The organism is Allobosea sp. LC85, assembly GCF_000735605.1.
Taxonomy (GTDB): Bacteria; Pseudomonadota; Alphaproteobacteria; order Rhizobiales; family Beijerinckiaceae; genus Allobosea.
The window spans coordinates 1-12,385 of the sequence record NZ_JPKG01000033.1 but is presented as its reverse complement, the minus strand read 5'-3'; the positions used below and the strand labels follow the sequence as shown (position 1 = coordinate 12,385).

The following is a 12,385-nucleotide window of genomic DNA, read 5'->3' as shown; positions in this document are numbered from 1 at the left end:
TCCCGGGTGGAACCGCCCGTCCTTGCGCTATCGTGGCGCAATCGCTTTGATCTCAATGAGATCACTGGAGGCATCGTGATGGCGGGAAACCTCCATGTCCGCAATCTGGACGACGACCTGATTGTGAAACTGAAAATGCGCGCCGCCCGCCACGGCCGTTCGGCGGAAGCCGAACATCGAGAAATTCTGCGTCAGGTTCTGCAAAACGAAACGGAGCCTGACTTCGAAGGTCTGGCAGCGGATCTGAGGAAATTGACCGCTTCCCGTAAGCAGACCCCCTCCGAAGAACTCATGCGGGAAGGCCGAGACGAACGTTGATGGAGGCGTTGATCATCGATGCCAGCGTCGCGATAAAATGGGTCGTGGAAGAAGAAGGCTCCCAAGCCGCTGTCGATCTGCGCTCGCGGTTCCGCTTCGCATCTCCTGAGCTTCTCATCCCGGAATGCGCTGAACTCCGGCTCTCGCGCCATCTCGACGCCGTTCTTTCCGCACGCGTTGGGCCGTTCATGCCCAAAGGGAAACGCCGGTCTCCAGCGATGTGGCAGGTATGCGAAGAAGTCCCTTCTAGGTTGAAAAAATCGCCGTCATAGTTGGGCACGGGGTAGGAACACCTTCAATCGCATCAGGTTTACGCTCCATTTCCGACGCGGAATTCCCGAGTTCCGTCGAGCCCACCATGATCAGCAGGAGAAGCCCAATGAAGTCGGTTCGGATGTCGAGCGCCGTGTTGGCCGCCATGCTGTTGCTCTTGCCGCTCGAGGCTCAGTCGATGCCGATCGTCTGGGGCGTCAAGGCCGCCGCCCCTGACTTCGTGGAGACCGTGCAGCGACGCGGAATGGTCGCCCGGGGCGGAGTGGCGGTTGGCCCGAGGGGAGGCGCAGTTGCCCGCCGCGGTTACGTCGCGCGCGGTCCCAGGGGCGCCGTGGCCGATCGGGGCTATGTCGCTCGCGGCCCGCGAGGAGCCGTTGTCGCCGGACGGCGCGGAGCGATCGTGCGCCCCGGCTACCGTCCCTATCGGCCGGTCGCCGTCCGCGGCGGTTGGGCGCGCCCGGCCGCCTATTGGTGGCGCCCGGGAATGGCCGTTGCCTCGGGAGCCGCAATCGGTTTCGTGACGGCAGCGGCTGCTTCGGCCTACGCGGCCTCCCAGCCTCCGGCGCCCGGCTATTGCTGGTACTATACCGATCCGCAGCGCCGCCAGGGCTTCTGGGACGTGTGCCCATAGTGAGCGGCGTGCTGGGGCGCTAAAGCATCGGACCGAAAAGTAGAATCGGTTTTCGGAAGAATCCGATGCTCAAACAAAGAGCTGGATCGCCCATCTAGCGTCCGAATGGACGCACGGCGATTTAGCCGCGGGCGATTGCGAGTTCAGCACAGATTCGCGGTGACAGAGGGGCCGGTGCGGCAGCCGAAATCGGGTGAACGCGTCTGAGCAACCGCTGGAACTTGAGTGCTCGCTGAAGCATAGTTGGGAAGGCGTTGCAGGTCCGCCCGCATCGGGCGGCACCGCGCCATGCCTGGAAGTGGCCATGGCTCACCCAGTCAAGCTCGTTTCCGTCGCGACGGCTGTCCCGCCCCATGAGTTTAGCCAGCGCGATGTGGCAGCAGCCGCCCATCGGAGTTTTGCCGGCCGCTATCCCGATTTCGAGCAGCTGGCGCGCGTCTTCGAAAATTCGGGCATTAGCCGCCGATATGCTGTCCGGCCGATCGAGTGGTATCTGCAGCCATTAGGATGGCCCGAGCGCAGCGCCGCCTATATCGCCGGCGCTTGCGACCTGTTCGTGGATGCAACGACGAAGGCGCTGGGCGCCGCCGGCCTTCAGGCGTCCGAGATCGATACGATCGTGACGGTCTCATCGACGGGCATAGCGACCCCCAGCCTCGATGCCCGTGTCGCCGAGAGACTTGGTTTCCGAAGCGATGCCGAACGTGTCCCGGTGTTCGGCCTGGGATGTGCCGGCGGCGTATCGGGATTCTCGATCGCGTCCCGATTGGCCGCGTCCCGCCCTGGTTCGGCAATCCTGCTCGTGGCTGTCGAGATCTGCACGCTGGCTTTCCGGCTCGATCTTTTGACGAAGGCCAACATCGTCGCGACCGCCTTGTTCGGCGATGGCGCCGCAGCCTGCATCCTGAAGGCAGGACTGGATGGTATCGCCACGGTCGAGATGACCGGGCAGCACATGTGGCCCGACACGCTGGATATCATGGGCTGGACTGTCGATCCCCAGGGCTTTGGCGTGATCTTCGACCGGGCGATCCCGCCCTTCGCGGAGGAGCGGATCAATCCCGCCATTGCAGGGATCCTGGAGCGTGAAGGGCTATCGCTTTCCGACGTCGATCTCTTTGCCTGTCATCCCGGCGGGAAGAAGGTGATCGAGGCCCTGGAAACCGCGTTGTCACTCCGGCAAGGAGCGCTCGACCATGAACGTTCCGTCCTGTCCGACTATGGCAACATGTCAGCGCCGACGGCCCTCTTCGTCCTCCAGCGTGCGATCGCGGCGGGCCTGCCCTCGCGCACGCTCCTGACGGCGATGGGGCCGGGCTTCACCGTGAGTTGCGCCTCCTTGAGGCAAGCGGCATGACGCCGGCCATGGTGTTGCTGGCCCTGGTGACGGCCGAGCGGATCGGAGAACTCTGGCACGCGAACAGAAACACGTCTGCCCTGCTCGCCAGGGGCGCAGTGGAGAAGGCTGCCGGCCACTATCCGCTGATCGTCCTGCTGCACGCAGCCTGGCTGATCGGGCTTTGGGTGCTGGGTTGGGCACAGGCGATCCATCTCGGCTGGCTCGCGGTCTTCTGCCTGCTTCAGGGGTTGCGCCTTTGGGTGCTGGTGACGCTGGGCCGACGTTGGACGACCCGCATCATCGTGACACCCGGCGAGACGCTCGTGACACGGGGCCCTTATCGGTTCGTGTCGCATCCGAACTACATCGTCGTCATTGGCGAGATCGCTGTCTTGCCGCTCTGCCTTGGCCTGCCATGGTTCGCGCTTGTCTTTTCGATCGCCAACGGCCTCGTCCTGGCGGTCCGCATCCGCGCGGAGAATGCTGCGCTTGAAGAGGCTCGTCATGCCGCCACCGGCTGATGCGAGGGGCGAAAGGCGCGTCACCGCGGCGACATGGACCGGCTTTGCCGCCATGTGCATCGGCATGTTCATGGCGATCCTCGACGTGCAGGTCGTCGTCACGTCCCTGCCGACGATCCAGAGCGCACTGGACATTCCGCCCGACCGGATGAGTTGGGTCCAGACCGCCTATCTCATCGCCGAGGTCATCGCGATTCCGCTGACGGGTTTCCTGACGCGCGTTCTCTCGATGCGCTGGCTGTTCGTCGTGGCGCTCGCCGTCTTTACCGCAGCCTCCATCGGCTGCGCGGCGAGTCAGTCGTTTCCAGCCCTGATCGCCTGGCGCGTCCTCCAGGAGTTTTCAGGCGGCACTCTGATTCCCGCGGTCTTTTCGGCTGTCTTCTTGCTGTTCCCGCCGGGCAAGCAGCCGATCGCGACGACGGTGGCTGGCGTCTTTGCCGTGTTGGCGCCAACGGTCGGGCCGATCGTCGGCGGTTGGATCACCCAGACATATTCCTGGCATTGGCTGTTCCTAATCAACGTCGTTCCCGGCATCCTCTCGGCAGGACTTGCTGCTTTCCTCCTGCCACGTGACAAGCCGAGTCTCACCGAAGCGCGCAAGCTCGATGCCCTGTCTCTGGTGATGATGGCGATCGCGCTGGCAGCGATCGAGATCGCACTGAAGGAGGCGCCTCAGCGCGGCTGGACCTCGGGCCTGATCCTCGGGCTTATCGCGCTGAGCCTGGCGAGCGGTTTCGGCTTCATCAAGCGGGTGTTGCAAGCCGACGATCCGATCGTCGATCTGAGACATTTTGCGGACCGAAATTTCATGATCGGCAGCATCCTCAGCTTTGTTCTCGGCATCGGGCTGTTTGGATCGGTCTATCTGATGCCGGTCTTCCTGGCCTTCGTGCGCGATCACAATGCGCTCGAGATCGGTCAGATCATGCTGGTGACCGGCATCGCCCAACTTGCCATCGCGCCGGTCGCCGTCGCTCTGGAGCGTCGTGTCGATGCCCGCCTGTTGACCGGCATCGGCTTTACCCTCTTCGCCCTCGGCCTGGGACTGAGTGCGCTTCAGACCCCGCAGACCGACTATGACGCGATGTTCTGGCCGCAGCTTGTCCGTGGCACGGCAATCATGTTTTGCCTTCTGCCACCGACGCGTCTCGCATTGGGGCAGCTTCCACCGATGCGCGTTCCAGACGCCAGCGGCCTGTTCAACCTGATGCGAAACCTCGGCGGCGCGATCGGTCTCGCCCTGATCGACACCGTCATCTTCAGTCGCTCGCCCATGCACGGAACGGCGATCATGGAGCGGCTGCAAAGAGGCGAGGTCGAGACGGCGAAGTTCATCGGTGTGCCCCTGGGACTCATGGCCATGCGTCCGCCCGGGCCGCTCGACGCTCAGGCCCAGGCGCTGCTTCAGCCACTGGTTGAGAAGGCCGCTCTGGTCCTGTCGATCAACGAGGCCTGGGGACTGGTTGCCGTCCTCACGATCGCAGCCTTGGCGTTTGTTCCGTTCGCCCGGAAGGTGCCAATCGGCGATCAGGTTCGCGTCTGAGCGGCCTGGCAGCACAGGGCGGCCGAAAGCCCTCAGAGCAGGAGCGAGCCGTTCACGGTCGTGACGCAGGCGCCGCCGACCTGGACCTTGCCGCCGGCATCCACCGAGATGGCGATCGTGCCGTCGCGTCCGAGGCAGCGGCCCTGCGCCGCCTCGTAACGCGCGCCGCCGGCAGGCAGGAGACCGCGCGCGGCCCGGAACACCGCGACGCTGCCATTGCCGCTGCCGCAGACCGGGTCCTCGTTCACCCCGCAGGAGGGCGCGAAGGAGCGGACCTCGATCTCGGGCCCGCCCCCCTCGCGCCTGGCAAAGAGCGTGATGCCGGTGACGCCCAGGCGGCGTTCGAAGGCAGCCGAGCGCGCAAAATCGGGTTTCAGCGCAAGCAGCGCCTCGGCGCTGGCGATCTCGGCGATGAGCCAGACCGCGCCGACATCGACGATGGCCGGGCTCGCCTCGCGGACGATGTCATGGCCGAGGATGGCCTCCAACTCGTCGACCTCGCCGGCGGGCAGGGTCGTGACGGTCGCCGGCGGCAGCGCAAGGATCAGCCGGCGTTCCGCGCCCTCCCCCGCAACCGTGATCTCGACGAGACCGACGCCGCATTCCTGCACCAGCTTGCCGCTGCGCGGGGTGACGAGCCCGGCCTCGATCACCGCATGGGCGCTGCCGAGCGTCGGATGGCCGGCAAAGGGGAGCTCGCTTCCGGGCGTGAAGATGCGCAGCCGGTAATCGGCGTCACTGCGCGTCGGCGGCAGGACGAAGGTGGTCTCGGAGAGATTGGTCCACTGCGCGACCGCCTGCATCGCAGCGTCGCTGAGGCCCGCGCCATCGAGAATGACCGCCACCGGATTACCGAGCAGCGGCTTCGCGGAAAACGCATCGACGACTTTATAGGGCCGGACCATGACATCTCCTCGTGCAGGCGGGTCTGGGATAGCCGATCGGCTGGGGATTGACGAGGCCCGATGGCGGCAGGGGCCGGGCTCGCGCGGCGATGGCGACGTCACAGACAGTGACGTTCCGGCACTCTCACGCTGTGCAGGATGAGGGTCAATGCGCGTCTCGCGCACCAAAGGCCGCTAGACCGCCGTGCGTCCATTCGGACGCAGGATGGTCGATCTATCTCTTTGTTTAAGCATCGGGTTTTTCCGAAAACCGGATTCCACTTTTCGGTCCGATGCTCTAGCAACAAGCCGTGATGCGGCGCTCTGTGCAGTTGCTCCCCGTAGCAGCCGCATGAGGTCGAGCCGTCAAGAATATGCCATGGAAATGGCCGCTGCCCACCCAAGCCAGTCGTCGGGTGGTCGTGAATGCTTCGAGGCAGCGCAGCGCCGTTAAGCGAAACGTGGACCGCCGCTCGAGAGCGGTCATTGCCTGCACATGATCGCTGCCTCGGTCGCGACCCAAGTCGGACATCGGCTGCACCCTTTGCCATCGCCGATCTTGACCCCGGAACAGACATGATGTCGGCTTGGGCCAAGCTGCTCCCAGGTCCATCTCGGTCGCTCCGATGTCCGACCTTGGCGGGCAGGCGAACATGAGCCGTCGGATGCCGCAGATGAACCAGAATCGCTGTGGCGAAGGTCATGGAAAACGGCCAGTGATGCTGATTGGTTCCAGGCTCGGCGATTAAGAAAAAAGCCGCAGCGCAGGGAGAGTTGAATGACCACCAGAAGACTCGCCAGAAGAACCCTGCTTGCGGCCATGATCATGTTCGCGGCGGCGGCGACGAACGCTCAGCAGCCCGCCCGCAATTCAGATCAAGACATCAGCGACGCGTATATCTACCTGCTCGGCCGCCTGCTGGTTGCGCGGCAGCAGCAGCTCGATTTCCAGGAAGGGTTCAAGTGGAACGAGCTGGTGCATCGCAAGCCCGGCGCGGTGGATTGGCCCAATCCCAATCTCGATGTGGCCTATTCCGAAGCGTGGGTGGCGGTCGACGAGGGCAGTTGCACGATCGTCACCGTGCCGAAGGTCGAGGGCCGTTACTACACGGTCCATTTCCTCAATGGCTGGGGCGAGACCATTGCCAATATCAACGAGCGCCTCTTTCCAAAGCGGCCGTTCGGGGAGTTCGCGATGTGCCTGAGGGGCGCCAATGTCGCGATCCCTGCGGGAGCGACGCGCATCGATCTCCCGGTGAAATATTCCCGGGTGCTGGCGCGGGTCGAACTCGGCTCCGATCCGGAGAGCGCCATTGCCCTGCAGCACCAGTTCACCTTCCGGGCGACTGGGACACCGAAGCTTCCGGAGATTCCGAAGACACCGATTTTCGAGCTGGAAGCGTTGCCGGGCGTCGAAGCCTTCGAGGCCGCCGATGCCGCGCTCGACAGCGAGCCCGATCTCAGCGTCGGCCTCGAGCCGATGCAGGAGAAAGCCCGCGCCGTGGCCAAATCAGTCAAAGACCCGGCCGAGCGCGCCCGCGTCGATCAGGTGATCCGCACGCGGGCCTTCGCCGATCTCGCCAAAGCGGGCGCCATCATCGGCCACGGCACGACGCTGAACGGCTGGGCCCGACCCGGTGTCGTCGGCGAATACGGCCTCGACTACCTCGCGCGGACCCTGGTCAACAATGGCGGCATCTGGGCCAACATCAAGCCGGAAGTGCTGTATTACCGGGGCAACAAAGACCAGGCCGGGGATGATCTCAGCAGCGACCAGGTCTATACGCTGACCTTCCCCAGGGATCAGCTCCCCGCCCAGTTCGCCACGTTCTTCTGGTCAGTGATCGCTGTCGACGGCGTGCGTTTCCATGTCCTGCCCAATCCGATCAACCGGTTCCTGATCAACAACCAGTCGAAGCTGCAATACGGCGCGGACGGCTCGCTGACGCTCTATTTTGCCGATCAGAAGCCTGCCGATGCGCCCGACGGCAACTGGCTGCCGACGCCGAAAGGGTCGAATTATCGGCTCACATTCCGATTCTACCGGCCGACGGAAGGGGTTGCCAATGCTACCTATTTCCCGCCTGCGCTGGTGAGACGGCAGTGAACTCCTGACCGCGATGGCGGGTCTCAACGACCGGGACGGCAGGCCGGTGACCATCAACCGGGCGCTCGGGACGTGGCGCGCGCTCGATTCCCGCAGCCGCCTAATTTCGATTCTGAAGATGGAGGATCTCATGAGCGAGAAGAGCGGGCTTGATCGGCGCAACCTCCTGCTGACGGGAGCGACGCTCGCAGCCGCTTCGACGTTCGTCACCAGCGCGCCGTCCGTCGCGCGCGCGCAAACCTCGTCGCTCAACCCGCAGCCACTGCCGCCCTCGCCGGGCTGGGCTCGTGCGCTGCCGCCCGGCCCGGATGCCCGCGTGAAGATCACCGAAGCCTATGCCGCCCATGTCGCGCGCGACGCCTTCTTCTGGGCCTGGCCGCTGGTCAACATGTACAACCGCCGCCTGGCCTTCTCGAAAATGACGGAAAACAGATACACCGGCCCGCTGCTTGAAGCACCGCTGAACCGGCTCACCATGCTGATGGACTATGTCGATCCGGAAGAGCGCAATGTCGCTTGCCCGAACCAGGACGTGGTCTATGGCCTGGGCCTGCTTGCGCTGGATGTCTCCCCGGTGGTGATCCAGGTGCCGGATTTCGGCGACCGGTTCTGGGTCTATCAGATCGTCGATCTCCGCACCGACAGCTTCGTTCAGCTCGGCAGGATGTACGGCACCACGCCTGGCTTCTACCTGCTGGCCGGGCCCAACTGGCAGGGCAATGTGCCCAAGGGAATCACCCGGATGTTTCGCGCATCGACGGGAACGGGCCTTGTCGCGCCGCGCGTCTTCCAGGACGACACGCCGGACGACAAGCGGGCGATCCAGAAGGTGCTGACCGGCATCGTGATGTATCCGCTCGCGGAGTATGACGGGCGCATGAAAACGATGGGGTGGAGCACGCTGCCCAAAGTGCCCGGCGCCCCGCATGGCGAAGAGGAAACGCGGTGGGTGTTCCCTGAAAAGTTCTTCGACGAGCTTCCGGCGGTGCTCACTGACGCGCCGCCGCTGCCTGGCGAAGAAGCGCGCTACGCGCAGGTGCTCGCCGTGCTCGCCGCAGCCCAGGACCAGCCGAACCTAAAGCAGGCCATGATTGAGGCCGCCAGGGATGCCGAAGAGAAGCTCGTGAATCCGCTGTTCCAGTTCCGCAATTACGGTCAGCAATTGCCGCATCACTGGAGCACGATCTCCAACGAATCCGCGTTCGGAACGGATTATTTTACGCGCACAGCAGTTGCGAAGTCGAACATCCTGGTCAATTCGCCAAATGAAACGAAATATTACTACCAGGACCTCGATTCCTCGGGAGCACGTCTCAACAGCACGAACCGTTACATCGTGACGTTCGCCAAGGAAGGCACGCCACCAGTGAACGGCTTCTGGTCGCTCTCGATCTATAACCAGCACCATTTCTTCGTCGCCAACCCGATCAACCGCTTCTCGGTCGGCACGAAGAACAAGGATCTCAGGCTTGCGGCCGACGGGTCGCTGACGATCTACGTGCAGCCCGATGCGCCAGCCGACCCTGTTCAACGGGCCAACTGGCTGCCGGCCCCGAAAGGCGAGTTTTCGCTGTATGTCCGTGCCTATTGGCCGAAAGCCCCGGCCGTGGATGGATCCTGGACGCCGCCGGCGGTGCAAAAGACGAGTTGACGGCAACGAGTCGAGGAAACGGACCGACGCTGGGGAACGAAAGCCCGCCAAGGAGCATTCTGAACGAGGAACTCACTGCGCTGCTTGCTGTCGAGGGCTATGCCTGCCTCACCTTTCATCCGCGCGCCGATATCGGGATTAGCCGCGCCGCGCGCCTGCCCATGGTGAAACGCCTCGCGGATCTTGCCGCAACGCACGGCGCGCGCCCCGCCAGATGCGGCGAGCTTGCAGAGCGCATGCTGCAGGAAGGGCTTGGGTGAAGCCGACGGTCACGGAAACAGGACCGGCTCGCGAGATCGAAACGGTGCGCCCCGCAGCGAAGTGATCGAGACCCATCTCGACATCAGATGAAGTCGCGTTATCGCTCCCAGGCGGAGGATTAGATCGTCGGACCGGATACGGTTTCCGGTCCGATGATCTTGTGACTTGCACGTCTTCGGTCGAATTCGTGAATGCGTTCAGAGAAGTCCTGGCCTTGAATACCCGGAAATCTTCCAGGTCGGGCGGCGCTTGGCCCAGGATCCATGCCTCATCCCCGGCGATCCGGAACAACCGGTCCCGCTCTTCGTTGATATACAGGAGCTGCGTTCGGAGGCGTTGATCGCTTCCTTCACGGCGGCTCGGGGGCACGCGGCAGACGGCTTTACGCCGCAATGCAGCCGCGATTGGTTCACGCGCCATTCAACTGGCCGGCGCGAACCTGTCCTCAGCTTCGGGAGAAGAGCCCGAAAACAGGAGATACGATCATGATGTCTCTCAGGAAAACCGCCATCGTCGCGCTGGCTTCCGTGAGCGTGATCTCGGCAGGCTCGCCGGTCTTGGCTGGTGAAGCGCGTCCGCTCGTGGATGCCTCGCGGCTGGACAAGGCAGCGGCGGAATATACGCAATATCGCGGTTATTACCGCGGGTATGGCGGTGGATATCGTGGCTACCGCAGCGGCTGGCGTGGCAACCGTGGCGCAGCCGTGGCGGGCGCCATTGGCCTCGGAATTCTGGGTGCCGCAGCGATAGCCGCGAACCGCCGCGCCTATGCTGACCCGTACTATTACGACGATGGCTACGGCTATGGCGCGCCGGTCTACGGAGCACCGGTCTATGGCCGGCCCGTCTATGCCGCGCCGGTCTATGGCAGGCGCTATTATGCCCCGGCTTACGACTACCGCTACTATCGCTGACGCCTGAGTTCGGCTCCCTCTCCTGCGCGCTCGTTTCGGGCGCGCAGGATTCGGGCGCAAAGTACATCCCGCAGCGGCTGAAGCACCTGCACTGGAACCCGGTCTCGGCGAAACCTAGCCTGAATCCCATGTCCGCAGCATCCAACCGCTCACCGGCGGACTGATGCTCCTTCGAGTTCGCCGATCTGACGGACCCGCGCCGTCAAGGTGACGAGGCTGGCAACGGGCAATGAGAGCAGGACCTTGACGCGATTGCGCAAATAGCGGAGCGCCGTGACGAAGGCCCGTTCGCGTTCGATCTCGGCTCCCTCCATGAGCGAGGGATCCTCGATGCCCCAATGGGCCATGATGGTGTGACCGGGCCAGACCGGACATGCCTCCCCGGCGGCCTCGTCGCAGACGGTGATCAGCATGTCGATGACGGGGGCATCCGGCCGGCTAAAGACTTCCCATTGTTTCGAGGCGAGGCCGGCCGTCGCTATCCCCTCCGCGTCCAGGACCTTGAGCGCCATCGGATGCGGGCCCTCACTGCGCTGGATCCCTGCGGAGAAAGCCCGAAAGCGGCCATCGGCGAGATGGTTCAGCAGAGCCTCGGCCATGATCGACCGCGCAGAATTATGGTTGCACAGGAAGAGCACGGTGTGAGGCTGGGCAGGCATGGGCTGAGACCTCCCTACCGGCACAAGGGGCTCAACCGGGATCACCGCTTGCGGTCGGCAGGAATTGAGCTGCGCCGCCGTTCGATGGACCGGGCCCGATCCATCTCAAAATGCGCGCTCTGCGCCCTCCTCGCAAGAGGCGGAGACCGGCATGCAGCGTCGCTTTCAACGCCTCCGGCCCCGACGGGAGGTCAGTCCCGCTGATCCTGCATCGACGCTGCGCCGGCGTCCTGCCGAACTTCGTGCGCCGCCTGGTCGACGAACAGGATCCATGCCGGCAGATCGACATTGGGAACGGCGGCAATGACCGGAACCGGCCAATGCACTTCGGACGCCGGGCCGTCGAGGGGACGATCGGGATCGAGCAGATGGGAGCGGCACATGGCGCGGGCGAGCGTGATTATGCGCTGTTGTTCACGAGCATCATGCATGGCCAGGCCTTCCAGCTTCGGTGGGCCTTTCGGGGTCCGCAAGCGCAAATGGAGCTTCAGCGTGAACCCGCGGCTCCTATAGCGGCCGAATATGCCAAGACAGTGATGCCAGGACGGTGATGCCAGGGGGGGCGATGCCCGGCAGGCGAACGGCTGCGCGCCCTCGCCGGCTTCGCCGGATGGTGAACGCCCCCGTCGATATCCCGCATTTTTCACCCGACGGCGTACCGAACTACGGCATATGCCGTATTTTTGCGGCGCTCTGGCCCCTGTAAGTTCAGCAGCGGCGATCGCGTCACGATCAATGAGCCTCGCTGACCATCACGAGGAGAATTGGACGTGCACACTATTGGCTCAAGTTCGTGGGCGCGTCCGTCGGCATCACGCTCTTCCAATGACGCAGGCCCCACCCGAAACAATCTTGGTGCCTTCTCCAGCTCTGTTTCAATCCTCGTCTTGCTGACCGGACTGTATCAGCCAGGCCATGCAGCCCCCTTCGAAAGCGGCGGCGGCCATGGCGGAGGCGGCAACACTCCAAACGGCTTCTTCGTGCCCGGTGGAAGCGGCGGTCTTGGCGGAGGTGGAGGAGGTGCCGGGGACAACGCGGACGGAACTCCAGGCGCCGGGGCCGGCGGAAATGGCGGCCAGGCTGGAGCCAGTGGCAGCAATATGAATGGTGGCTTGGGTGGCGCCGGCGGCGCCGCAGGGTCTGGTGGACTGGCGGGCGGTGGCGGCGGTGGCGGGTCGACCCCCGTCAATTCCTCCCAGGGGCCGGGGACGGGTGGCATCGGTGGGCAAGGAGGCGATGGAAATAGGTGGTTTGGCGACCACCCCCATTATGGCGGTTTTTGGG

At 64.1% G+C, this 12,385-nt stretch carries 14 protein-coding genes; 10 read left to right on the top strand and 4 right to left on the bottom strand.

The window, feature by feature from the left end; genetic code table 11:
• The first annotated feature begins 6 nt into the window (after window positions 1-6).
• The 6 genes from FG93_RS31890 (at window position 7) to FG93_RS16200 (ending at window position 4,625) form a co-directional block, all read left to right on the top strand.
• Window positions 7-318, top strand: a complete 312-nt coding sequence (locus FG93_RS31890) for a hypothetical protein (RefSeq protein ID WP_244448633.1) — start codon at window positions 7-9, stop codon at window positions 316-318.
• The gene (locus FG93_RS31885) at window positions 318-590 is read left to right on the top strand and encodes a hypothetical protein (RefSeq protein ID WP_244448632.1); all 273 of its coding nucleotides are present in this window, start codon (window positions 318-320) and stop codon (window positions 588-590) included. The genes FG93_RS31890 and FG93_RS31885 overlap by 1 nt, the downstream gene beginning before the upstream one ends.
• A 107-nt stretch (window positions 591-697) precedes the next feature.
• Entirely contained in the window at window positions 698-1,222 is a 525-nt protein-coding gene (locus FG93_RS16215) for a hypothetical protein (protein WP_043236179.1), read from the top strand.
• 304 nt (window positions 1,223-1,526) lie between these two features.
• Window positions 1,527-2,579 carry a type III polyketide synthase gene (locus tag FG93_RS16210; protein ID WP_043236178.1) on the top strand — a complete coding sequence of 351 codons (1,053 nt, stop codon included), beginning with the start codon at window positions 1,527-1,529 and terminating at the stop codon, window positions 2,577-2,579.
• Complete coding sequence (locus tag FG93_RS16205) at window positions 2,576-3,082, top strand: isoprenylcysteine carboxyl methyltransferase family protein (RefSeq protein WP_043236175.1); 507 nt, start codon at window positions 2,576-2,578, stop codon at window positions 3,080-3,082. The genes FG93_RS16210 and FG93_RS16205 overlap by 4 nt, the downstream gene beginning before the upstream one ends.
• A complete protein-coding gene (locus FG93_RS16200; protein WP_043236478.1) occupies window positions 3,066-4,625 on the top strand; it encodes a DHA2 family efflux MFS transporter permease subunit in 1,560 nt (519 codons plus the stop codon). The genes FG93_RS16205 and FG93_RS16200 overlap by 17 nt, the downstream gene beginning before the upstream one ends.
• Window positions 4,626-4,657: 32 nt before the next feature.
• On the opposite strand, the gene FG93_RS16195 is transcribed toward FG93_RS16200, so the two are convergent.
• Entirely contained in the window at window positions 4,658-5,530 is an 873-nt protein-coding gene (locus FG93_RS16195; RefSeq protein WP_043236173.1) for a PhzF family phenazine biosynthesis protein, read from the bottom strand.
• Between the two features lie 757 nt (window positions 5,531-6,287).
• Here FG93_RS16195 and FG93_RS16190 point away from each other — a divergent pair.
• The 4 genes from FG93_RS16190 to FG93_RS16175 all read left to right on the top strand — a co-directional run bounded on the left by FG93_RS16190 (window position 6,288) and on the right by FG93_RS16175 (window position 10,442).
• Window positions 6,288-7,616 (top strand): DUF1214 domain-containing protein, encoded by a 1,329-nt coding sequence (locus FG93_RS16190; protein ID WP_043236170.1) that lies wholly within the window; start codon window positions 6,288-6,290, stop codon window positions 7,614-7,616.
• Window positions 7,617-7,746: 130 nt separating this feature from the next.
• Window positions 7,747-9,267, top strand: coding sequence for a DUF1254 domain-containing protein (locus tag FG93_RS16185; protein ID WP_081881611.1), 1,521 nt, complete (start codon window positions 7,747-7,749; stop codon window positions 9,265-9,267).
• Window positions 9,264-9,527: a hypothetical protein gene (locus tag FG93_RS16180; protein ID WP_043236168.1), complete on the top strand. Its 264-nt coding sequence runs from the start codon at window positions 9,264-9,266 to the stop codon at window positions 9,525-9,527. The genes FG93_RS16185 and FG93_RS16180 overlap by 4 nt, the downstream gene beginning before the upstream one ends.
• 486 nt (window positions 9,528-10,013) lie before the next feature.
• Window positions 10,014-10,442, top strand: coding sequence for a hypothetical protein (locus FG93_RS16175; protein WP_052513842.1), 429 nt, complete (start codon window positions 10,014-10,016; stop codon window positions 10,440-10,442).
• A gap of 149 nt (window positions 10,443-10,591) precedes the next feature.
• On the opposite strand, the gene FG93_RS16170 is transcribed toward FG93_RS16175, so the two are convergent.
• From FG93_RS16170 to FG93_RS33415, 3 genes are all read right to left on the bottom strand, one after another.
• The gene (locus FG93_RS16170; protein WP_043236166.1) at window positions 10,592-11,101 is read right to left on the bottom strand and encodes an arsenate reductase ArsC; all 510 of its coding nucleotides are present in this window, start codon (window positions 11,099-11,101) and stop codon (window positions 10,592-10,594) included.
• A gap of 191 nt (window positions 11,102-11,292) precedes the next feature.
• Entirely contained in the window at window positions 11,293-11,532 is a 240-nt protein-coding gene (locus tag FG93_RS32430; protein WP_152579463.1) for a hypothetical protein, read from the bottom strand.
• Window positions 11,533-11,976: 444 nt separating this feature from the next.
• Window positions 11,977-12,385, bottom strand: a 409-nt coding sequence (locus tag FG93_RS33415) for a hypothetical protein (protein WP_043236160.1), incomplete at its 5' end; no start/stop codon positions are given.

Bases quoted from the DNA above. Each gene is read 5' to 3' on its own strand.
- FG93_RS31885 (WP_244448632.1), top strand. From the start codon at position 318: ATGGAGGCGTTGATCATCGATGCCAGCGTCGCGATAAAATGGGTCGTG.
- FG93_RS16215 (WP_043236179.1), top strand. From the start codon at position 698: ATGAAGTCGGTTCGGATGTCGAGCGCCGTGTTGGCCGCCATGCTGTTG.
- FG93_RS16210 (WP_043236178.1), top strand. From the start codon at position 1,527: ATGGCTCACCCAGTCAAGCTCGTTTCCGTCGCGACGGCTGTCCCGCCC.
- FG93_RS16205 (WP_043236175.1), top strand. From the start codon at position 2,576: ATGACGCCGGCCATGGTGTTGCTGGCCCTGGTGACGGCCGAGCGGATC.
- FG93_RS16200 (WP_043236478.1), top strand. From the start codon at position 3,066: ATGCCGCCACCGGCTGATGCGAGGGGCGAAAGGCGCGTCACCGCGGCG.
- FG93_RS16195 (WP_043236173.1), bottom strand. From the start codon at position 5,530: ATGGTCCGGCCCTATAAAGTCGTCGATGCGTTTTCCGCGAAGCCGCTG.
- FG93_RS16190 (WP_043236170.1), top strand. From the start codon at position 6,288: ATGACCACCAGAAGACTCGCCAGAAGAACCCTGCTTGCGGCCATGATC.
- FG93_RS16185 (WP_081881611.1), top strand. From the start codon at position 7,747: ATGAGCGAGAAGAGCGGGCTTGATCGGCGCAACCTCCTGCTGACGGGA.
- FG93_RS16175 (WP_052513842.1), top strand. From the start codon at position 10,014: ATGATGTCTCTCAGGAAAACCGCCATCGTCGCGCTGGCTTCCGTGAGC.
- FG93_RS16170 (WP_043236166.1), bottom strand. From the start codon at position 11,101: ATGCCTGCCCAGCCTCACACCGTGCTCTTCCTGTGCAACCATAATTCT.
- FG93_RS32430 (WP_152579463.1), bottom strand. From the start codon at position 11,532: ATGCATGATGCTCGTGAACAACAGCGCATAATCACGCTCGCCCGCGCC.